At 71.9% G+C, this 20,682-nt stretch carries 16 protein-coding genes and 1 pseudogene; 12 read left to right on the top strand and 5 right to left on the bottom strand.

Annotation, left to right across the window (positions count from 1 at the left end; genetic code table 11):
* The first annotated feature begins 238 nt into the window (after nt 1-238).
* From J7E94_RS24430 to J7E94_RS34830, 3 genes are all read left to right on the top strand, one after another.
* Nucleotides 239-1,261, top strand: coding sequence for a protein phosphatase 2C domain-containing protein (locus J7E94_RS24430; RefSeq protein WP_374224494.1), 1,023 nt, complete (start codon nt 239-241; stop codon nt 1,259-1,261).
* 109 nt (nt 1,262-1,370) lie between these two features.
* Entirely contained in the window at nt 1,371-3,113 is a 1,743-nt protein-coding gene (locus J7E94_RS24435) for a pyruvate dehydrogenase (RefSeq protein ID WP_215018959.1), read from the top strand.
* 178 nt (nt 3,114-3,291) lie between these two features.
* The gene (locus tag J7E94_RS34830) at nt 3,292-3,660 is read left to right on the top strand and encodes an ATP-binding protein (protein ID WP_308345436.1); all 369 of its coding nucleotides are present in this window, start codon (nt 3,292-3,294) and stop codon (nt 3,658-3,660) included.
* Between the two features lie 34 nt (nt 3,661-3,694).
* On the opposite strand, the gene J7E94_RS24445 is transcribed toward J7E94_RS34830, so the two are convergent.
* Together J7E94_RS24445 and J7E94_RS24450 are read right to left on the bottom strand one after the other, a co-directional pair.
* The gene (locus tag J7E94_RS24445; RefSeq protein WP_215018941.1) at nt 3,695-4,753 is read right to left on the bottom strand and encodes a DUF2637 domain-containing protein; all 1,059 of its coding nucleotides are present in this window, start codon (nt 4,751-4,753) and stop codon (nt 3,695-3,697) included.
* A gap of 198 nt (nt 4,754-4,951) precedes the next feature.
* Complete coding sequence (locus J7E94_RS24450; RefSeq protein WP_215018942.1) at nt 4,952-5,836, bottom strand: (2Fe-2S)-binding protein; 885 nt, start codon at nt 5,834-5,836, stop codon at nt 4,952-4,954.
* Between the two features lie 112 nt (nt 5,837-5,948).
* Between J7E94_RS24450 and J7E94_RS24455 the strand changes: the two genes are divergently transcribed.
* Nucleotides 5,949-6,611, top strand: a complete 663-nt coding sequence (locus tag J7E94_RS24455) for a GntR family transcriptional regulator (protein ID WP_215018943.1) — start codon at nt 5,949-5,951, stop codon at nt 6,609-6,611.
* A 23-nt stretch (nt 6,612-6,634) separates the two neighbouring features.
* Here the strand turns inward: J7E94_RS24455 and J7E94_RS24460 are convergent, their stop codons facing one another.
* Together J7E94_RS24460 and J7E94_RS24465 are read right to left on the bottom strand one after the other, a co-directional pair.
* Nucleotides 6,635-7,402, bottom strand: a complete 768-nt coding sequence (locus J7E94_RS24460; RefSeq protein WP_215018944.1) for a hypothetical protein — start codon at nt 7,400-7,402, stop codon at nt 6,635-6,637.
* A 180-nt stretch (nt 7,403-7,582) separates the two neighbouring features.
* On the bottom strand, nt 7,583-9,262 hold the full coding sequence (locus tag J7E94_RS24465; RefSeq protein ID WP_215018945.1) for a PucR family transcriptional regulator ligand-binding domain-containing protein: 1,680 nt from the start codon (nt 9,260-9,262) through the stop codon (nt 7,583-7,585).
* A gap of 254 nt (nt 9,263-9,516) precedes the next feature.
* On the opposite strand from J7E94_RS24465, the gene J7E94_RS24470 reads away from it, so the two are divergent.
* The 8 genes from J7E94_RS24470 to J7E94_RS24505 all read left to right on the top strand — a co-directional run bounded on the left by J7E94_RS24470 (nt 9,517) and on the right by J7E94_RS24505 (nt 19,989).
* The gene (locus J7E94_RS24470) at nt 9,517-10,413 is read left to right on the top strand and encodes a xanthine dehydrogenase family protein subunit M (protein ID WP_215018946.1); all 897 of its coding nucleotides are present in this window, start codon (nt 9,517-9,519) and stop codon (nt 10,411-10,413) included.
* Between the two features lie 2 nt (nt 10,414-10,415).
* Nucleotides 10,416-11,024: a (2Fe-2S)-binding protein gene (locus J7E94_RS24475; RefSeq protein ID WP_215018947.1), complete on the top strand. Its 609-nt coding sequence runs from the start codon at nt 10,416-10,418 to the stop codon at nt 11,022-11,024.
* Nucleotides 11,025-11,026: 2 nt separating this feature from the next.
* Nucleotides 11,027-13,435, top strand: coding sequence for a xanthine dehydrogenase subunit D (pucD, locus tag J7E94_RS24480; protein ID WP_215018948.1), 2,409 nt, complete (start codon nt 11,027-11,029; stop codon nt 13,433-13,435).
* 340 nt (nt 13,436-13,775) lie between these two features.
* Nucleotides 13,776-15,239: an NCS2 family permease gene (locus J7E94_RS24485; RefSeq protein ID WP_215018949.1), complete on the top strand. Its 1,464-nt coding sequence runs from the start codon at nt 13,776-13,778 to the stop codon at nt 15,237-15,239.
* 72 nt (nt 15,240-15,311) lie between these two features.
* Entirely contained in the window at nt 15,312-16,463 is a 1,152-nt protein-coding gene (locus J7E94_RS24490; RefSeq protein ID WP_215018950.1) for an XdhC family protein, read from the top strand.
* Between the two features lie 167 nt (nt 16,464-16,630).
* Nucleotides 16,631-17,866, top strand: coding sequence for a YncE family protein (locus J7E94_RS24495; RefSeq protein ID WP_215018951.1), 1,236 nt, complete (start codon nt 16,631-16,633; stop codon nt 17,864-17,866).
* Between the two features lie 212 nt (nt 17,867-18,078).
* Nucleotides 18,079-18,633 (top strand): septum formation family protein, encoded by a 555-nt coding sequence (locus J7E94_RS24500; protein WP_215018952.1) that lies wholly within the window; start codon nt 18,079-18,081, stop codon nt 18,631-18,633.
* 111 nt (nt 18,634-18,744) lie between these two features.
* Entirely contained in the window at nt 18,745-19,989 is a 1,245-nt protein-coding gene (locus J7E94_RS24505; RefSeq protein ID WP_215018953.1) for a GNAT family N-acetyltransferase, read from the top strand.
* Nucleotides 19,990-20,295: 306 nt separating this feature from the next.
* Here the strand turns inward: J7E94_RS24505 and J7E94_RS24510 are convergent.
* Nucleotides 20,296-20,646: pseudogene (locus J7E94_RS24510) on the bottom strand (hypothetical protein); the annotation flags it as partial.
* Nucleotides 20,647-20,682: the final 36 nt, after the last annotated feature.

Raw genomic sequence — 20,682 nt, forward strand, 5'->3', positions numbered from 1 at the left:
GGGCCGGGATTCCCCCGTGCCCGGCCGGCCGCCCGGGGCGGATGCGGAGCGGCCCGAGGCCGTGCCGCCCCCGCCCCCGCCCCCGCCGGTGGCTCCCCGCCCCGCGGAAGCCGGTCCGCCCGCGCCGGCGCAAGGGCTGGTGCCGGGGCCTCGGACGGCGCCGGATCCGGGGGGTCCCGTAGCTCCGCCCCCGCAGGATCCGCGGGCCGGGGGTGTCACCGGGTACGCGCTCGGGGACGTGGACGTGCCGCCGGCGGAGCCGGCCGGGCCGCCGGCCCGGCGGTGGGAGGCGCCGCCCGAGGAGGACCCGACGCGGCAGCGGCCGCAGCCGGCACCGGCCCCCGTACCGGAACCGGCGGTGCCGCAGCGGCGGCCGGAGGTGAGCCACCTCGGCGACCGGGCGCCCACCTACGCCGCCGAGCCCGGCGCGCTGCCCGCCGCAGACCCGGCCGCCCTCGACGGCTTGACGGGACTGACCCCCGACACCGTCCTGGAGGGCGCCCGCTACGGCACCTACACCCTGCGCGCCGCCTCCGTGCGCGGGGACTCCGCCCGCTTCCGCGGCGAGGCCCGCCGGGACTTCCTGCTCACCGCCCGCTTCGGCGGCGGCGACGGCGCCCTGGTCCTGGTGGCCCTCGCCGGCGGCGACCGGGCAGCGCCCGGGGCCGCCGCGGCCGCCGTCGAGCTCTGCCGCACCGTCGCGGCGGCCGTCGGGCGCAGCCAGGAGCGGCTGGCCGACGACATCCTGGCCGGGCGCCGCGACGCCCTGCGCTCCGGCCTCCAGCGCCTCACCGACCGCGGCTACGGCCGGCTGCGGGCCCGCGCCGCCGATCTCGGCCTCGCCGAGGAGGCGTACACCGCGGGGCTGCGCGGGCTGCTGCTCCCCGTGGATCCGCGGTGCCGGACCCGGGTCACCTTCGGCGCGGGAGCGGGCGGCCTGTTCCGGCTCCGCGGCGGCCGCTGGGAGGACCTGGAGCCCACCGGGCCGTCCGGGCCGTCCGCGCAGCCCGGGGCGGCCGAGCCCGCCGAGGGCAGCGGCTTCCGGTTCCGCGCCTCCGTGGCCCGCCCCGGCGACACGCTGCTGCTCTGTTCCGGCGGCCTCGCGGACCCCATGCGGGAGGAGGGCCTGCTCCCGGCCGAGCTCGCCGCCCGCTGGTCCGAGGCCGAGCCGCCCGGACTGGCGGCCTTCCTCGCCGACACCCAGCTCCGCCTCAAGGGGTACGCCGACGACCGGACGGCCGCCGCGGTCTGGGAGGCGTAACGGCGCGGATCATGCATGGATGGAAGGCGCAGACGGCAGCGGAGCCGGCGGCCCAGCGGAGCCGGCCCAGCCGAACCAGCACAGCCGAACCGGAAAGGGCGCCCCTTCCATGGCCAAGAAGAACGTGGCGGAGCAGTTCGTGGACATCCTCGTGCGCGCGGGCGTGCGGCGGATGTACGGAGTCGTCGGCGACAGCCTGAACCCGGTCGTCGACGCGATCCGCCGAACGGGCGGCATCGAATGGATCCAGGTCCGCCACGAGGAGACGGCGGCCTTCGCGGCCGGCGCCGAGGCCCAGATCACCGGCCGCCTCGCCGCCTGCGCGGGCTCCTGCGGCCCCGGAAACCTGCACCTGATCAACGGCCTCTACGACGCACACCGCTCGATGGCCCCCGTCCTCGCGCTCGCCTCGCACATCCCCTCCAGCGAGATCGGCCTCGCCTACTTCCAGGAGACCCACCCCGACCAGCTCTTCCGCGAGTGCAGCCACTACAGCGAGCTGATCTCCAACCCCCGCCAGATGCCCCGGCTGCTCCAGACCGCCGTGCAGCACGCGGTCGGCCGCAGCGGCGTCAGCGTGGTCGCCCTGCCCGGGGACATCGCCTCGCTCCCCGCCCCGGAGAAGGCGGTCGAGCACGCTCTCGTCACCGCCCGGCCGACCGTGCGCCCCGGCGACGGGGAGATCGAGAAGCTGGTCAGGCTCGTCGACGAGGCGGACAAGATCACCCTCTTCTGCGGCAGCGGCACCGCCGGGGCGCACGCCGAGGTGATGGAGTTCGCCGACCGGGTCAAGGCGCCCATCGGGCACGCCCTGCGCGGCAAGGAGTGGATCCAGTACGAGAACCCGTACGACGTCGGCATGAGCGGACTGCTCGGCTACGGCGCGGCCTACGAGGCCACCCACGAGTGCGATCTGCTGATCCTGCTCGGCACGGACTTCCCGTACAACGCCTTCCTCCCCGACGACGTGAAGATCGTCCAGGTGGACATCCGCCCCGAACACCTCGGCCGCCGGTCTCAGCTGGACCTCGCCGTCTGGGGTGACGTACGGGAGACCCTGCGCGCCCTGAACACCCGGGTGAAGGCCAAGACGGACCGCCGCTTCCTGGACCGCATGCTGAAGAAGCACGCGGACGCGCTGGAAGGGGTGGTCAAGGCCTACACGCGCAAGGTGGAGAAGCGCACGCCGATCCACCCCGAGTACGTGGCGGCGGTGCTGGACGAACTCGCCGACGACGACGCGGTGTTCACCGTCGACACCGGTATGTGCAATGTGTGGGCGGCGCGCTATCTTTCCCCGAACGGAAAGCGGCGCATCATCGGTTCCTTCAGTCACGGCTCCATGGCCAATGCACTCCCGCAGGCCATCGGCGCACAGTTCACCGACCGGAACCGTCAAGTGGTGTCGATGTCGGGCGACGGCGGTTTCTCGATGCTGATGGGAGATTTCCTCACCCTGGTGCAGTACGACCTGCCCGTCAAAGTGGTCCTCTTCAACAACTCATCCCTCGGAATGGTCGAGTTGGAAATGTTGGTTTCCGGCCTGCCGTCCTACGGGACGGCGAACAAGAACCCGGACTTCGCCGCGATCGCCCGCGCGGCGGGTGCGTACGGGGTCCGAGTGGAAAAGCCCAAGCAGCTCACAGGGGCTTTGAAAGACGCGTTCCGGCACAAGGGGCCTGCTCTGGTGGACGTGGTCACCGACCCCAACGCCCTGTCGATTCCGCCGAGGATCAGTGCCGAGATGGTGACCGGCTTCGCACTTTCCGCCAGCAAGATCGTGCTCGACGGCGGAGTGGGCCGGATGATCCAGATGGCTCGATCCAACCTCCGCAACGTACCGAGGCCGTAAGCCCGCAGGAGTGCGGAACGACCCGGAGGGCATGCATCCCGTAGCTCTGTTCGAGAACGAAGGACGCGGGAGGTGCACCGCCGTGCGGGTGGGGGCGAAGACGGGGAAGCTGGAGAGAAGAGGGAGGCCGGTGCCGCGTGAGCCGTCGGCCGAGGCAAGGCAGGAGGTCACGCGGAGCGTGCGCCGGGCTGATCTGAAGGCGGTGGGCGAAATCCGCCGGGCGCTGCGTGAGTTGATGCGCCACCGGTGCGCCGTGGACACGGCGGAGGTGGCGGAGCTGCTGATCACCGAACTCGTCACCAACGCCCTCGTCCACACCGAACAGGGGGCGGAGGTGTCCGCCAGCCTCGCCGCCACCCGGTTACGGGTCGAGGTCCGCGACTTCGCCACCCGCCTGCCCCGGCCGTACGTACCGACCGCCGACGACGGTACGCACGGCAGGGGGCTGGTGCTGGTGCAGACGCTCGCCGACGCCTGGGGCGTGGACGCGGACGCGCCGGGCCGCGGCAAAGTGGTCTGGTTCGAGCTGGACGGAGGGCCCGCCTGAGCAGGCGGGCCCTCCTGGTGCGCGGGCGGACCGGTCAGCCGAACTGCTGCTCCAGGTCCTTCAGCTTGCGCTCCAGTGAGTCGAGCCGGGGAATGGTCTGGGTGTCGTCCTCGGCGGTGAGGTCCACCGTCCGGGGGCCGGTCACCTCAGCGGACTCGGCGCGGGTCACGGCCTGCAGGGAGGGCCTGCGGCGCAGTGGCAGCTGTCCCGATTCCGGTATGGCGGGCTCCGCGCCGACCGGCGCGGAGCCCGCTCCCTGGGTCAGTTCCGGGAGGTCGACCTGGCGGGCGCGGGCCCGTCCGAACGCACGGTGCTGCCGGCCCAGAGCCTTGATGTGCGCGCGGTCCAGGCGGTGCTGCTCCCGCCTGCGGTGCCGGTCGTTCTCCTTCTCCTTCTTGTCCTCGCGCACCTCGTCCACGGCCTCGTCGAGGGTGCGCACCCCCTCCAGCAGCATGAGGGACCACGCGCCGAAGGTCTCCCGGGGCGCCCGCATCCAGCGGACCATCCGGATCTGCGGCAACGGGCGCGGGATCAGGCCCTGTTCGCGCAGCGCCGCCCGGCGGGTCTGCTTGAGGGCCCGGTCGAAGAGGACGGCCGCCGAGAGCGACATCCCGGCGAAGAACTGCGGAGCCCCGTCGTGGCCCATCCCGCGCGGCGCGTGCACCCAGTTGAACCAGGCGGCCGCGCCCGCGAACAGCCAGACCAGCATGCGCGAGCCGAGGGCCGCGTCGCCGTGGCTGGCCTCGCGGACGGCGAGCACCGAGCAGAACATGGCGGCGCCGTCGAGGCCGAAGGGGACCAGGTACTCCCAGCCCCCGGAGAGGTTGAGGTTCTGCCGGCCGAAGCCGACCAGTCCGTGGAAGGAGAGCGCGGCGGCCACCGCCGCGCAGCAGAAGAGCAGGACGTAGGAGGCGGTGCCGTAGACGGCCTCCTTGCGCCTGCGGCGCTCCTCGCTGCGCTCCCAGCTGTCCTCGGCCGCGGCCTTCTCGCTCTCGCGCTTGCCACGGGCCAGCACCGCAACTGCCGCAAGCACGCCCAGGATCAGCAGGCTGCCGGGCAGCAGCCAGTCCAGCGATATGTCGGTCAGTCTCATGCGGATGTCCTTGCCTCGCGTCTGCGGCTGTGCGGTTTTCCGGGCGCCATAGTGGCGCAGCCGGTCGGCCGTACACGCGGGTTTCGGGGCAAGTGGACGCCATCGGGGGGCGCGGCCCGCCGGATAGGGTGTTGTGGTTCGAACTGGCGCCCGAGCAAGCGGTGTTGGGTTCGATTTCGGTCACCCCTGGGGGTGGGTTCAGCTGGTGGCGGCCGCCGTGAGCCGGGCGATGCGGTCCGCGTCGCACGTACGGGGGCAGGTGACGCAGGTGTCGTCCGGCCGGATCGTGTAGAAGAGGCAGCAGCTCGCCCGGTCCCGGGTGGGCAGCTCCGTGCCGTCCGGGCCGGCGAGCGTACGGAATCCCGCGCCGCCCGGCGGCCCCTCCCAGCGGTAGCCGGTGGGGTGCGGGGCCGTCGAGCCGGGCAGCAGCGCCTCCAGCTCGGCCATGGCCCGCTGCTCCTCGCCGAGCAGGTGGCCGACGTACCAGAGGCTCTCGACCACCTCGTCGGTCACCATGCCCCACAGGGCGCGGCGGCCGCGCCGCATCCGCGGGCCGAAGCCCTCCAGCACGGGCCCGAGGTGCTGGGCCACCGCAGCCCGCACCTCCTCGCGCAGGGCCTCCTCGTCGGGCACGACCCGGGCCCCGGGGAGGGCGGCCGCCGGATCGTCCGGCAGGCAGGCGAACGCGGCGACATGCACGGCCATCCGGCCGAGGGTCCGGTGGAAGGCCACGTCGGCGGCCGGGAGCCGGGGGACCCGCCGGTGCAGGAACCAGGGGAGGGTGATCAGCAGGCAGGCCGGCCAGGCGTACCGGTGCAGCCCGAAGCCCGCCACCACGTCGGGGCGGGCCTGGCGGCCGTAGTCCTTCAGGACCTGGGCGTCGTCCCACGCGAGGAAGGCGTCCAGTGCCGCCCCGCCCGCCGCGAGCTCGTCCGCGCCGACCCACCCCGCACCGCGAGGGGCTGGTTCGTGCGCGGCCTGCTCGACGACCCGCAGCCCGCTGAACACCTGGGCCAGGCGGGTGTACGCGCCCGCCACCGGAGAGCCGGCCGGGGCGGGGGGTGAGACTGCCGTGACGGTCATGCGGGACCACCGAATCGCGCGATCGTTAACAGGTAAGCCTTACCTTATCTGATGGGTCGATCCAGGCCAGGCCGTATCCTCTGGGCAGGCCGAGACCCCGTAGGAGGACCGAGTGCACGACACGGGCCGAGCGGGGATCCCGGAACCCCGGAAGGTGTTGCGCCATTCGGTGCGCGGGCAGGTCCTCGACGCGTTGCGCGCGGCGCTGGTGGACGGGGAGCTGGCGCCGGGCGAGATCTACTCGGGCCCGGCCCTGGGGGAGCGCTTCGGCGTCTCCGCGACGCCGGTGCGCGAGGCGATGCAGCAGCTGGCCCTGGAAGGGGCGGTGGAATGCCTTCCGAACCGGGGCTTCCGCGTCCTTTCGCGTACGCCGCGGGAGCTGGCGGAGCTGGCGGAGGTACGGGCCCTGCTGGAGGTCCCCGTGATGCTGAGGCTGGCCCGGGCCGTGCCGGCGGCCGCGTGGGAGGCCCTGCGGCCGGCGGCGGCCGCCACGGCCGAGGCGGCGGCGGAGGGCGACCTGCCGGGCTATGCGGAGGCGGACCGGGCCTTCCACCGCCAGGTCCTCGCCCTGGCGGGCAACGCGCAGCTGGTGGCGGTGGCCGAGGAACTCCACCGCCGGGCGCAGTGGCCCCTCCTCGGCGCCCCCCGGGTCCGGCGGGCCGACCTCGTCGCCGATGCGGCGGAGCACTCGGCGCTGCTGGAAGCCCTGATCGCCGGCGACCTCCCGGTGGTCGAGTCCCTGGTCCGCGAACACTTTGCGGGCGCCCCCGCCTGACCCCCCGCCGGCAAGGCGCGGGCCTACGCCGGGGCGGGGGCCAGTTGGTCGGCCAGCCAGGTGGGGATGCCTCCGAGGAGGTGGAAGAGGCGCCGGGCCTCCGCGCGTAGACGTGCGGCCTCGGGCTCCGGTTCGGCTTCCGCCAGGGCGGCCAGCGCCGGGGCCGTGCCGATCAGGAAGCCCAGGTCCTCCCGGATGCGGAGGGACTCCGCGAAGCCCTTGCGGGCCTCCGCCACCTCGCCCTCCCGCAGGGCCAGCGCGGCCAGGTGCCGCCACGTGAAGGACAGCAGCAGCGTGTCCCCGTGGGCCTCGGCCCCCGCGTGCGCCCGCCGGTACGCCGGACCGGCCGACTGCGGGGCGTCCGTCAGGTGCTCGGCGACCAGGCCCCGGCGGAAGTCCAGCAGCGGGCGGGTGCGGGATCCGGGTGACAGGAGGGCCGCCGCCCGGCCCAGGGCGGAGCGGGCCTCGTCGGCCCGGTCCCGGACCCCGAGCACGGTCGCCGCGTACGCCAGCTGCCCCCGCTCGCACGCGGCCGCGCCCCGGTCGTCGTCGTCCTGCGCGACGGCCTCGGCGACCCGCAGCGCGTCCTCGGCCTCCGCCCAGCCCTGCCCCGTGAACAGGCACCGCTCGACCAGCAGCGCGGTCCGCTGCACGGCGGCCCCGGCATGGACAGCTCTGTCGGCGTGTGGCGTCAGCAGCGCCGCGGCGTCGGTCCAACAGCCGCGCGAGCGCAGCCGCCATATCGCCCGCTGGAGGGGGTCGTCTCCCCCGGTAGTTCCGGCACTCGACATGGCGGTATCCGCCACATTGCCCTCCCCAAAGCAACCAAGCAGCACGTCGTTGAGCCCTGGGGCGAAATGAGAGCACGGATCGGCGGGTTCGGCCAAGGGGTCGGGTGAACTCTTTCACAAAGTCCGGACCCTTCGTCAGGCACCCCCCTGGCGGACCCGGCCCCGACCGGGCGGATCTTCTCAGCTCATGCGCAGTGCGAGGAAGAAGTCGAGCTTGTCCTCCAGCCGGGAAAGGTCGCGCGCCGTCAACTGCTCGATTCGCCCGACCCGGTAGCGCAGCGTGTTGACGTGCAGGTGGAGCCGCGTCGCACACCGGGTCCAGGAGCCGTCGCAGTCCAGGAAGGCCTCCAGGGTGGGGATCAGCTCCGCGCGGTGGCGGCGGTCGTAGTCCCGCAGCGGGTCCAGCAGCCGGGCCGTGAACGCCCGGCGGACGTCGTCCGGGACGAACGGCAGCAGCAGCACGTGCGAGGCCAGCTCGTGGTGGCCCGCGGCGCACACCCGGCCCGGGCGGGCCGCCGCGACCCGGCGGGCGTGCCGGGCCTCCTCCAGTGCGCCCCGCAGCCCCTCGGCGGAGTGCACGGCCGCGCTGACGCCCAGCGTGAGCCGGCCGTCGTCGGCCAGACCGGCCTGCAGGGGGTCCCGTACGGACGCGAGCAGCGCGTCGGCGTGCAGGGCCGAGTCGGGGCCCTTGTCCTCCCCGCCCTCCCCGGGCAGCGAGGGCAGCGGTACGAGGGCGATGGCCTCGTCCCCGGCGTGGGCGACGGCGATCCGGTCCGAGGGCTCCGGCCCCGACACGGACGGGTCGACGAGGATCTCCTCCAGCAGCGACTGGGCCACCGGGCCGCCGGGGATGTCCCCGCTGTCCCAGTCCACCCGGGCCACGACGACCTGCCAGTGCGGTGCCGCCCCCAGCCCGGGCAGCAGCACCGGGGCCGCCACCCGCAGGCGGGCGGCGATCTCGGCGGGGGGTGCACCCGTCTGGACCAGTTCCAGGACTTCCTGTGCGAGGCGGCGGCGCACCGTGCGCGCCGCGTCGCGCCGGTCCCGCTCCACGGCGATCAGCTGGGTGACGCCCTGCAGCAGGTCGAGGCGCTCCGCGGGCCAGTCGCCCGCGTCCGCCTCCACGGCCAGCAGCCAGTCCGACAGCACGCTCTCGCGCACGTCACGGGCGCCGGGACCGGCCGCGCCGCGGCCGTGTCCCCTGATCGGGAAGAGCGAGTAGGTAATACCCTGGATGGAGATCCGGTGCGGCCCCCTGCGGCCCGTCCGGACCGCCGCGAGGTGCTCGCTCGCCAGTGCTGCGCACACGCCCGGCGCCAGCGGCTCGCCCGCCCCGGCGATCTGCCGGCCCGTGGGGGACAGCACCCAGGCCCGGAGATCGAGGTCGGTGGTGAGCAGATCCAGCACCACGTCGGGGCCGCCCCCGGCAGGCCCCGACGTCATGAGGCGGCGGTGCCGGTCCACGACCGCCGCGAGATCCCCCGCGCGCTCTCCCGAGACCTGCCGCACCACGTACTCGGTGATGGTGGCGAATGCAACGTCTTCGTTCACAGCGAACAGCGGCAGACGGTTGCGCAAACAGGCCGAGACCAGATCGTCGGGGATGTCCCCGAGCTCCGCCTCGCCGGCGGCCAGCCCCGCCACGCCCGCGCTCGCGAGGATTCGTACGAACGGCTCTGAGTCGGCTGAATTTCGCCGCCAAGCCAGGCCGGTGAGGACGAGTTCGCCCCCGGAGAGGTATCGGCTGGGATCCCTCAGGTCGGTCGTCATGACCCCGCGGACCGTCCGGTCGAGTTCTTCCTCGCCGCCCAGCAGCCGCAGCCCCAGCGCCTCGGTTTCCAGCAGTGCGCGCAGCCGCATGATGTCGCCGCCGATCTGTCTCGAATGTTGCCGTTGGAAATCGGGCAGGTCGTCGCATCCTGCCTTTCATACGAATCTACAAGACGAGGGAGGCCCTCAGCCAACTCCTTCATGGTTTCGGTGACTGCACCCGGGGGACGCGCGGCTTGTGTACTGGCTTCACACCGCGTTAACAGCACATGAACGACCAGTCGAGGGACTTTGGGCCTCCTGGCTTGAAGTGAACGACACGATGAAGAAGAAGAGAGCCGCACATGGACTTCCTTCGCCCCGCCAGCTGGGAGGAGGCGCTCGCCGCTAAGGCCGAGTTCCCCACAGCTGTGCCGATTGCGGGTGGCACCGATGTGATGGTCGAGATCAACTTCGACCACCGTCGGCCGGAGTACCTCCTGGACCTGAACCGCATCGGTCTGCTGCGGGAGTGGGAGGTCGGCGAGGATGTTGTCCGGCTCGGCGCTTCCGTCCCGTACACGCAGATCATGGAGAACCTCCGCACGGAGCTGCCCGGTCTCGCGCTCGCCTCGCACACGGTCGCGTCCCCGCAGATCCGCAACCGCGGCGGCGTCGGCGGCAACCTCGGTTGCGCCTCGCCGGCCGGCGACTCGCACCCCGCGCTGCTCGCTGCGGGCGCCGAGGTCGAGGTGGAGTCCGTACGCGGCTCCCGCCTGATCCCGATCGACGAGTTCTACACCGGTGTGAAGCGCAACGCGCTGGCCGCCGACGAGCTCATCAAGACCGTCCACATCAAGAAGGCGGACGGCCCCCAGCAGTACTCCAAGGTCGGCTCCCGCAACGCGATGGTCATCGCGGTGTGCGCGTTCGGTCTGGCCCTGCACCCGGAGACCCGTACGGTCCGCACCGGCATCGGGTCGGCCGCGCCGACCCCGATCCGTGCGAAGGCCGCCGAGGAGTTCCTGAACGCCGCGCTCGAAGACGGCGGCTTCTGGGAGTCCGGCAAGGTCATCACCCCGTCGATCGCCAAGCAGTTCGGTGACCTCGCCTCCGGCGCGGCCAACCCGATCGACGACGTCCGCGGCACGGCGAAGTACCGCCGTCACGCGGTCGGCATCATGGCTCGCCGCCAGCTCGTCTGGACCTGGGAGCAGTACCGCGGTACCGGCAACGGCCGCTCGCTTGAAGGGGCTGCGTAATCATGCGCGTCAATTTCACTGTCAACGGCCGTCAGCAGGAAGCCGACGACGTCTGGGAGGGCGAATCCCTCCTCTACGTCCTGCGTGAGCGCCTGGGCCTGCCGGGTTCGAAGAACGCCTGCGAGCAGGGCGAGTGCGGTTCCTGCACCGTCCGTCTCGACGGGGTGCCGGTCTGTTCGTGTCTCGTCGCGGCCGGTCAGGTCGAGGGCCGCGACGTCGTGACCGTCGAGGGCCTGGCCGAGTTCGCCAAGCAGCGCGAGGAGCACGGCCACGGCGGTGCCTGCGGCACCGGCGGCGGCTGCGGCAGCAAGGGCGGCGTCTCCCTGGACGCGGCCAAGCAGTGGCAGGCCAAGCCCGCCGACTCGCAGACCGGCGAGGGCGCCCCGCTCTCCACCATCCAGCAGGCGTTCATCGACGCCGGCGCGGTCCAGTGCGGTTTCTGCACCCCGGGTCTGCTGGTCCAGGCCGACGCGCTGCTCGAGGAGAACTCCTCCCCGTCCGACCAGGACATCCGTGAGGCCCTGTCCGGCAACCTCTGCCGCTGCACGGGCTACGAGAAGATCCTCGACGCGGTCCGCCTCGCGGCCGCCCGTCAGGGAGAGGCGGTCTGACCATGGCGCAGAACAACACGCGCACGGTTCCGGCGGGTACGCCGACCAACGTCACCCAGAAGCACAACAAGGGCGGCATCGGCGAGTCCACGCTCCGCCCGGACGGCACCCTCAAGGTCACCGGTGAGTTCGCGTACTCCTCGGACATGTGGCACGAGGACATGCTGTGGGGCCAGACCCTGCGCAGCACCGTCGCCCACGCCGAGATCGTCTCGATCGACATCTCCGAGGCCCTCGCGATGCCCGGCGTCTACTCGGTGCTGACGTACGACGACCTGCCGGCCGAGATGAAGAACTACGGCCTGGAGATCCAGGACACCCCGGTTCTCGCCAACGGCCGGGTACGCCACCACGGTGAGCCGGTCGCCCTCGTGGCCGCCGACCACCCGGAGACCGCCCGCCGCGCGGCCGCCAAGATCAAGATCGACTACCGCGAGCTGCCGCTCGTCACGGACGAGGCCTCGGCCATCGCCCCGGACGCGCCGCTGATCCACCCGGGCCGCGACGACCACCACTCCGGTCACGTCCCGCACCCGAACATCGTGCACCGCCAGCCGATCATCCGCGGCAACGTGGAAGAGGCCCGCAAGCGCGCCGATGTCATCGTCGAGGGCGAGTACACCTTCGGCATGCAGGACCAGGCCTTCCTCGGCCCGGAGTCCGGCATGGCCGTGCCCACCGAGGACGGCGGTGTCGACCTCTACGTCGCCACCCAGTGGCTGCACTCGGACCTCAAGCAGATCGCCCCCGTCCTCGGTCTCCCCGAGGAGAAGGTGCGCATGACGCTCTCCGGCGTCGGCGGTGCCTTCGGTGGTCGCGAGGACATCTCGATGCAGATCCACGCGTGCCTCCTGGCCCTGGCCACGAACAAGCCGGTCAAGATCGTCTACAACCGGTTCGAGTCGTTCTTCGGCCACGTGCACCGCCACCCGGCGAAGCTCCACTACGAGCACGGCGCCACCAAGGACGGCAAGATCACGCACATGAAGTGCAGGATCGTGCTCGACGGCGGTGCCTACGCTTCGGCCTCCCCGGCCGTCGTCGGCAACGCGTCCTCCCTCTCGGTCGGCCCGTACGTCATCGACGACGTCGACATCGAGGCGGTCGCCCTCTACACGAACAACCCGCCCTGTGGCGCGATGCGCGGCTTCGGCGCCGTCCAGGCCTGCTTCGCGTACGAGGCCCAGATGGACAAGCTCGCGGCGAAGCTGGGCATGGACCCGGTCGAGTTCCGCCAGCTGAACGCCATGGAGATGGGCACGATCATGCCCACCGGCCAGGTCGTGGACTCCCCGGCCCCGGTCGCCGAGCTGCTGCGCCGGGTCAAGGCCCGCCCGCTGCCGCCGGAGCGCCAGTGGGAGACCGCCGGCGAGGGCTCGGACGTCCGCGCGCTGCCCGGCGGCCTCTCCAACACCACCCACGGTGAGGGCGTCGTCCGCGGCGTCGGCTACGCGGTCGGCATCAAGAACGTCGGCTTCTCCGAGGGCTTCGACGACTACTCGACCGCCCGCGTGCGCCTCGAGGTCATCAACGGCGAGCCCGTCGCGATGGTCCACACGGCCATGGCGGAGGTCGGCCAGGGCGGTGTCACCGTCCACGCCCAGATCGCCCGTACGGAGCTGGGTGTCACGCAGGTGACCATCCACCCGGCCGACACGCAGGTCGGCTCCGCCGGTTCCACGTCCGCCTCGCGGCAGACGTACATGACCGGTGGCGCCGTGAAGAACACCTGTGAGGCCGTCCGCGAGGCCGTCCTCGAAATCGGCCGCCGCAAGAACGGCTCCTACCACCCGGCGTGGGCGACCGCCGAGCTGCTGCTCGAAGGCGGCAAGGTCGTCACCGACGGCGGCGAGGTCCTCGCGGACATCGCGGAGGTCCTCGAGGGCGAGGACGCGATCGACCTCGAGCTCGAGTTCCGCCACCGTCCGACCGTCGCCTTCGACCTGAAGACCGGCCAGGGCGACGGCCACGTCCAGTACACCTTCGCCGCGCACCGCGCGGTCGTGGAGGTGGACACCGAGCTCGGCCTCGTCAAGGTCGTCGAGCTGGCGACCGCGCAGGACGTCGGCAAGGCGCTGAACATGCTCTCCGTGGTGGGCCAGATCCAGGGTGGTACCACCCAGGGTCTCGGCGTGGCGATCATGGAAGAGATCATCGTGGACCCGAAGACCGCGAAGGTGCGCAACCCCTCCTTCACGGACTACCTGATCCCGACCATCCTCGACACCCCGACCATCCCGGTCGATGTCCTGGAGCTCGCCGACCCGAACGCGCCGTACGGCCTTCGCGGTCTCGGCGAGGCCCCGACCCTCTCGTCCACCCCGGCCGTCCTCGCGGCGATCCGGCAGGCGACGGGTCTGGAGCTCAACAAGACGCCGATCCGTCCGGAAGCCCTTACCGGGACCCTCTAGGACGGCGTGGTCCGGGGGCCGCAAGGCCCCCGGACCCCCCAAAGACTCTCCGGGCGGTGTGACACGGGAACGTCACACTTGCCAGTCGCACCGCCCGGAGTACACGAAGTACCGCACCGCTCGCGGTCCCTTCACCTGGCACGTTCCCTGTCACCTGGCAGTACCCCTGCAGAAAACCCCGTAGTACCAGCGGTCATCCCCGCACTACCCGCAGTACACGCAGTGAACAATCGCGTCGCCTCGGGCCGTCACCCCGGGTCGTGCAGCCAACGCAGTTTCCCAAATCCCGCGTCTTCAATCTTTATGCGGGTGCCCCTTTGAACCTTGGGAGTTAGGCACCATGACCCAGTCGTCTGTGGAGCCCAAGACCACCGCGGAAGAGGCCGGCGACGGCTCTCTGAACCCCGCCGGGCGGTCTTGGCTCGATCGGTACTTTCACATAACCCACAGAGGAACCAACGTCGGCAACGAAGTGCGTGGCGGTATCACGACCTTCATGGCCATGGCGTACATCCTCCTGCTCAACCCGCTGATCCTCTCCGGCAAGGACGCCGCCGGAGACACCATGAGCCAGAAGGCCCTGATCACGGCCACGGCCTTCGCCGCGGCCCTGACCACCCTCCTGATGGGCTTCGTCGGCAAGGTGCCGCTCGCCCTCGCCGCCGGACTCTCCGTCTCCGGTGTGCTGTCCTCGCAGGTCGCCCCCCAGATGACCTGGCCGCAGGCCATGGGCATGTGCGTGATGTACGGCGTCGTGATCTGTCTCCTGGTCGTCACCGGCCTCCGCGAGATGATCATGAACGCGATCCCGCTCGCGCTCAAGCACGCGATCACCATGGGCATCGGCCTGTTCGTGGCCCTGATCGGCCTCGTCAAGGCCGGCTTCGTCGGCAACGGCGGGGAGTTCATGCCCCCCGTACAGCTCGGCGCCACGGGTGAGCTCTCCGGCTGGCCCGTCTTCCTCTTCTGCGTGACCCTGCTCGCCATCTTCATGCTGCAGGCCCGCAAGGTCCGCGGCGCGATCCTCATCGGCATCGTCGGCGGCACCGTGCTGGCGGCCATCCTGAACGCCATCGTGGACATCGACCCGAAGGCCTGGAAGAACGGCCCGCCGGAGCTCGCCGGCTCCGCCATCTCGATGCCCGACTTCTCGCTGTTCGGCAAGGTCGAGTTCGGCGGCTGGGGCGACGTCGGCGTCATGACGATCGGCATGATCGTCTTCACCCTGGTGCTCGCCGGCTTCTTCGACGCGATGGCCACCATCATCGGCGTCGGCACCGAGGCCAAGCTGGCCGACGAGCAGGGCCGCATGCCGGGTCTGTCCAAGGCCCTGTTCATCGACGGTGCCGGTGGCGCCATCGGTGGCCTCGCGGGTGGCTCCGGCCAGACCGTCTTCGTGGAGTCCGCCACCGGCGTCGGTGAGGGTGCCCGCACAGGCCTCGCCTCCGTCGTCACCGGTCTGTTCTTCGCCGCCTGCCTCTTCTTCACCCCGATCACCCAGATCGTCCCGGGTGAGGTCGCCTCCGCGGCCCTGGTCGTCATCGGCGCGATGATGATGCAGAACGCCCGCCACGTGGACTGGGCCGACAGCGCGACCGCGATCCCGGTCTTCCTGACCGTCGTGATCATGCCGTTCACCTACCAGATCACCGCTGGTGTCGCCGCCGGTGTCATCTCCTACGTGGCCATCAAGACCGCGCAGGGCAAGGCCCGCGAGGTCGGTGCCTTCATGTGGGTGCTGACCGGCATCTTCCTGGTCTACTTCGCCCTCCACCCGATCGAGGGATGGCTCGGCGTCAAGTAGGTCCGGCAGTGATCCGTACCTGACCCTCCACGCATCCGATACTGGAATCCGAACCCTCCGAGGAGGCCGAAAATGCTGGACATCGCCGAAGAACTGAACCGGTGGGTCGAGCAGGGACGTGACTTCGCCGTCGCCACGGTCGTGGCGGTCGGCGGGAGCGCCCCCAGGCAGCCCGGGGCCGCACTCGCCGTGGACAGCGAGGGCACGGCCATCGGCTCGGTATCCGGCGGATGCGTGGAGGGCGCGGTGTACGAGCTGTGCCGGCAGGCGCTCGAGAACGGCGAAACCGTTCGGGAGCGCTTCGGCTACAGCGACGACGATGCCTTCGCCGTGGGTCTGACCTGCGGCGGGATCATCGACATCCTGGTGACCCCCGTCCCCGCGGACTCTCCCGTACGGGAGGTGTTCGCGGCCGGTCTGGCCGCCGCCGCTCGTGGGGAGGCGGCGGCGGTCGCCCGGATCGCCGAGGGCCCGGCCGAGCTGATGGGCCGCGCCGTACTCGTCCGTACCGAAGGCCCCTGTGAGGGCGGCTTCGGCGGACACCCCGAGCTGGACCGCACCATCGCCGAAGAGGCCCGCGCCATGCTCGACGCCGGCAAGACCGGCGTGCTGGAGATGGGCGCCGACGGCCGGCTCTGCGGAGAGCCGCTCAAGGTGCTGGTCGAGTCCAGCGTCCCGCCCCCACGCATGATCGTCTTCGGCGCCATCGACTTCGCCTCCGCGCTCGTGCGGATCGGCAAGTTCCTCGGCTACCGGGTGACCTTGTGCGACGCGCGGCCCGTTTTCGCGACGAAGACCCGCTTCCCCGAGGCGGACGAGATCGTCGTCGACTGGCCGCACCGCTACCTGGAGACCACCGAGGTGGACGGCCGGACCGTGCTGTGCGTGCTCACCCACGACGCCAAGTTCGATGTCCCGCTCCTCGAAATGGCCCTGAAGCTTCCCGTCGCCTACGTCGGCGCCATGGGCTCCCGCCGCACCCACGAGGACCGCAACAAGCGGCTCCGCGAGGTCGGTGTGACCGAGCTGGAACTGGCCCGCCTGCGCTCCCCGATCGGCCTGGACCTCGGCGCCCGCTCCCCGGAGGAGACCGCGCTGTCCATCGCCGCCGAGATCGTCGCCAACCGCCGCGGCGGCACCGGCGCCGCCCTCACCGGCGCACACATCCCGATCCACCCCGACGGCTCGAACACGGTGGTCGGCCGGATCGGCTCCGTCGCTTGAAGGGCCGGCACCGGAGCTGAGAACGCGGAGCTGAGAACCCGGAGCTGAGAAGCTGAGAAAAGGGCGCACCCCGTAGGGGTTGCGTCCTTTTGGCGTTCCGCCTATTTTTACCGGCCGGTAACAGGAGGCACCTTCTCCATCCCTTCCCCCCCACCGGAGTTGAACGGATGTCACGTACCCTCCGCACCCTGGGCGCGCTGGCTGCGGCCACCCTGCTGACCGCCTTCGCGCCGGCGCAGGCCGCGCCCGGGGACGGGCTGCGCGAGGTGCTCTTCGTCGGGAACAACTGGGAGGGGACCGCCGACGTCCTCGCCTCCACCGGCGATCTCGCCAAGGTCGGGCGGGTCAACGTGATCCCCGACAAGGAGGAGCGGCTCCGGGAGATCCACCTCCACCCCGTGAAGCTCGGCTTCTTCCTGGGCATCCGCGCCACCGCGGGGGAGGGCCACGACCAGTTCGTGGACGACATGTACAGCACCCCGGACGGCTCGGCCGTCGTCGCCTCCCGGCCCAGCTTCGCCGACGTCGTCTCCATCGACGTTCGGACCGGGCGCATCAACTGGCGCTTTCCCGTGGCCGGTTACCGCGCCGACCACATGGCGGTCTCGCCCGACGGCACCCGGGTCGCGGTGTCCGCCTCCACCGCCAACACCGTGCACGTCCTGGACATCGCGACCGGCCGGCAGGTCGGCTCCTTCGCCACCGGCGACAAGCCGCACGAGAACATCTTCACCCGCGACGGCCGCTTCCTGTGGAACGGCTCCATCGGGGACGTGACCTCCGCCCTGGACGCGCCCTGGCTGGACTGGACGAAGGGCGACCGGAAGATCACCGTGGTCGACGCGCAGACCTTCGCCCCGGTCCGGGTGATCGACATGCGGGAGCGGCTGGACGCCTTCGGCCGCAAGGACCTGTCCGACGCCGTACGCCCCGTCTCCTTCAGCCAAGACGAGTCGAAGCTCTACTTCCAGGTGTCGTTCTTCAACGGCTTCCTGGAGTACGACGTGGCCGCCGACCGGATCACCCGCCTCAAGACCCTTCCCGTGAACCCCGCCACCAGCACCGACCGGACCACGTGGGTCAACGACTCCCGCCACCACGGCATGTCCATGAGCCGCGACGGGGCCAAGCTCTGCATCGCGGGCACGATGGACGACTACGCGACCGTCGTGGACCGGGCCACCCTCGCCGAGGGGCCGCTCGTGCCCGCCGACAAGCCGTACTGGGCCACCGTCGACGGTGACGGCACGGCCTGCGTGATCTCCGAGAGCGGCGCCGACCGGGTCACGGCCATCGACTTCGCCACCGGCGCCAAGCGGGTGTCCGTACCCGTCGGAGACCACCCGCAGCGCGTCCGGCTGGGACACGTCCCGGTGGCGTGGAGCGGCCCCGGCGTCCGGTAGGGGGTAGCGTGGGAAGTGGCACAACTCCATCGGCAGGCACGCGTCGGCGCCGTCCGGCCGCGCCACCCGTCCGCGCCACCCGTCCCAAGTCCGCACCGGACAGGGCGCGGCACGGCCCGAGCGCGGTGCCACCGCCTGTCGGCCGACCGTGCCCCACGCCACCGTCTGCCGACCGACCGCGCCCCACGCTCTGTGCAAGGAGAGCCGCGCACATGTCCAGACTCCCCCAATCACCGCAACCACAGCCGTCCGCCGCTGCGCGCCGCCGCCGGCGGACGGGCAAGCGCCGTTCCGTCGCGCCCGTCGCCGCCCTCGCGTGCGTACTGTCCCTCGGGCTCTTCGGAGCGCCGGCCTACGGGGTTTCCGGTCCCGCCTTCGGCGACCTGGACGACATCAAGGTGGGGGACTGCTTCAACAGCGACGACGACCTGAAGGACTATCAGGGCGAGGATGGGCAGGCGCCTCTGTCGGTGGACATCGTGCCCTGCGACCAGCCTCACCAGTCGGAGGCGTTCGTCGTCTTCGACCTGGAGGACGGGCCGTACCCGGGCGAGAAGAAGATCATCTCGATCGTCGACGAGAAGTGCGGCCCCAAGGCGGTCACCGCCTATGTGGGCGCCCACGCCCCTAAGGCCTCGAAGGCGATGAGCGCGTACTACTTCTACCCGCGGTCCGTGAACTGGTCCATGGGCGAGCGCGGGGTCACCTGCTTCCTCGGCGACCCCAACGGCCCGACCACCGGCTCCGTCCGCGCCGGCGGCTCCTGAGCCCGCCCGGACGCCCCGCCCGGTCCGGGGCGGCCCCGCAATCGAGCCAAAACGGACGGATCAAGCCATTATGGGATGACCAGTCCGCGATGACCGATTAGTCTCGCGATCATGGTGGACATCCGCGAGGTACCCGAGGCAGACATCGACCGCGCCCTGGAGCTCGCGTACCTGGTCTTCCACGACCGGCCCGAGGAGGAGGGCCGCGCGAAGCACCACGCGCTGCTCACGCGGTGCGGCCGGATCGGCGCCTACGACGGGGGCACCCTGGTCGGCTTCATGGCCGCGCACGACTTCCGGCTCTCGGTGCCCGGGGCGGACCTGCCCTGCCCCGGGCTCACCTTCGTCTGCGTCGCCCCCACCCACCGCCGTCGCGGCGTCCTCACCGCGCTCATGGCCGAACAGCTGCGGCGGGCCGCGGCCGCGGGCAGCCCGATCGCCGCGCTGTGGGCCTCCGAGGCCGCCATCTACGGCCGCTTCGGATACGGCGGCGCGACCACCGGCGCCACCATCGAGATCGACTCCACCCGCCCGCTGGCCCTGCGCATCGCACCGGACCGGCGCCCGCTGCGGCTCGTCGACCGGCAGGAGGCGCTCGCGCTGATCGGCCCGTTCCACGAGGCCGCCCGCGCCGCGCGGGCCGGCCGCCCGACCCGGAGCCCGGAGCGCTGGACCGAGGAGTGGCTGTCCGAACAGGACGAGGAGGACGAGGAGTTGAGCCCGCCCCGGATCATCGTGCTGGGCGAGCCGGGCGAGCCCATCGCCGGATACGTGCTCTACCGCACCAAGCCGGAGGACGACGCGGGCGCCGCTGCCGGGCGCACCCGCACCCCCGGCCTGGTCCGCGTGGACGAGCTGGAGGCGGACACTCCGGCGGTCGCCGCCGCCCTGTGGGAGTGCCTGGCCGCCCTCGACCTCACCGGCAGGGTCCGCGCCTGGGGCCGCCCCGCCGACGACCCGCTGCTGCACTTCGCCGCCGACCGGGACCAGGTGCGGATCACCGCCCAGTTCCCGGCGCTGTGGCTGCGCCTGGTCGACGTACGGGCCGCGCTGGCCGAGCGGTCCTGGGCCGCGCCGGTGGAGCTGGTGCTGGAGGTGACCGACGTACGGCTGCCCGCCAACGCCGGACGGTTCCGGCTGAAGGCGGGACCGGGCGGGGCGACGTACGACACCGCCCGGGCGGCGGCGGACCTGACCCTGGACGTGAGGGAGTTGGCCGCCTGCTACCTGGGCGGGACCCGGGTCACCGAGCTGGTCGCCGCCGGTCTGGTGGCCGAGCACACGCCGGGCGCGGCGGCGGCGCTGGACGCGGCCCTGCGGACGCCGCTGCTGCCGCACACGGCCGACGAGTTCTGATCAGGCGGGCAGGGAGATCCGCGCGGCCGACATGCCGAAGCCGGGGCTCCGGACGCCGGCGGACAGGCCGGTGGCCGGCCGGCGCAGATCTCCTCACGGTAACGGCGGCAGCTCCGGTGCCAGTTGAGGATCCCGGCGAGCCAGTCCTGGAGCTCGCCGACGTAGGCGTCGAGCCCGGCCCGGGCGTCGGCGTCCAGCCTCCAGTCGTCGTAGAGCACCGGCAGCAGGTTCGCGACGATGTGCTCGAACTCCTCGGTGCGCCGGGTCATCAGCGCATGGCAGATGCGCAGTGCCTCCGGGTAGCCCCCACAGGTCGGCGAGGCCGGCCTCGACCGGGTTGGCGGGCTCGGGGAAGCCGTCGGCCAGGTCCATCGGCATGAAGGCGGCGAGCCGGTCGAGGTAGGCCTTGGCGCCCTCGCGGTCCTGCGAGCGCTTGTACGTCTCCAGGAAGTGGTCGTCGAAGAAGAACACCCAGACGTACCAGTCGGTGATGAGCGACAGCGCCTCGCTGCCGCAGTCGGGGTGCGTGTACGCGCACAGCAGCGCGTAGTCGTGGGAGTCGAGTGTAGGTTCCGCGCCCGAATGAACAATGCGGGTACTTCCTGAACACTGCTTGAACAGTGCTTGGGAGTGTGCCGCTGAGCATTTCGCAATCATGCCCACTTCAACGGGGTGTATGCGGAGCAGCGCGAA

This window comes from Streptomyces sp. ISL-94 (genome assembly GCF_018614075.1).
Lineage (GTDB): Bacteria > Actinomycetota > Actinomycetes > Streptomycetales > Streptomycetaceae > Streptomyces.

Excerpts from the sequence above, each read along its gene's own strand:
- J7E94_RS24435 (WP_215018959.1), top strand. The coding sequence starts at position 1,371 with ATGGCCAAGAAGAACGTGGCGGAGCAGTTCGTGGACATCCTCGTGCGC.
- J7E94_RS24445 (WP_215018941.1), bottom strand. The coding sequence starts at position 4,753 with ATGAGACTGACCGACATATCGCTGGACTGGCTGCTGCCCGGCAGCCTG.
- J7E94_RS24450 (WP_215018942.1), bottom strand. The coding sequence starts at position 5,836 with ATGACCGTCACGGCAGTCTCACCCCCCGCCCCGGCCGGCTCTCCGGTG.
- J7E94_RS24460 (WP_215018944.1), bottom strand. The coding sequence starts at position 7,402 with ATGTCGAGTGCCGGAACTACCGGGGGAGACGACCCCCTCCAGCGGGCG.
- J7E94_RS24465 (WP_215018945.1), bottom strand. The coding sequence starts at position 9,262 with ATGCGGCTGCGCGCACTGCTGGAAACCGAGGCGCTGGGGCTGCGGCTG.
- J7E94_RS24470 (WP_215018946.1), top strand. The coding sequence starts at position 9,517 with ATGGACTTCCTTCGCCCCGCCAGCTGGGAGGAGGCGCTCGCCGCTAAG.
- J7E94_RS24475 (WP_215018947.1), top strand. The coding sequence starts at position 10,416 with ATGCGCGTCAATTTCACTGTCAACGGCCGTCAGCAGGAAGCCGACGAC.
- pucD (WP_215018948.1), top strand. The coding sequence starts at position 11,027 with ATGGCGCAGAACAACACGCGCACGGTTCCGGCGGGTACGCCGACCAAC.
- J7E94_RS24485 (WP_215018949.1), top strand. The coding sequence starts at position 13,776 with ATGACCCAGTCGTCTGTGGAGCCCAAGACCACCGCGGAAGAGGCCGGC.
- J7E94_RS24490 (WP_215018950.1), top strand. The coding sequence starts at position 15,312 with ATGCTGGACATCGCCGAAGAACTGAACCGGTGGGTCGAGCAGGGACGT.
- J7E94_RS24495 (WP_215018951.1), top strand. The coding sequence starts at position 16,631 with ATGTCACGTACCCTCCGCACCCTGGGCGCGCTGGCTGCGGCCACCCTG.
- J7E94_RS24500 (WP_215018952.1), top strand. The coding sequence starts at position 18,079 with ATGTCCAGACTCCCCCAATCACCGCAACCACAGCCGTCCGCCGCTGCG.
- J7E94_RS24505 (WP_215018953.1), top strand. The coding sequence starts at position 18,745 with ATGGTGGACATCCGCGAGGTACCCGAGGCAGACATCGACCGCGCCCTG.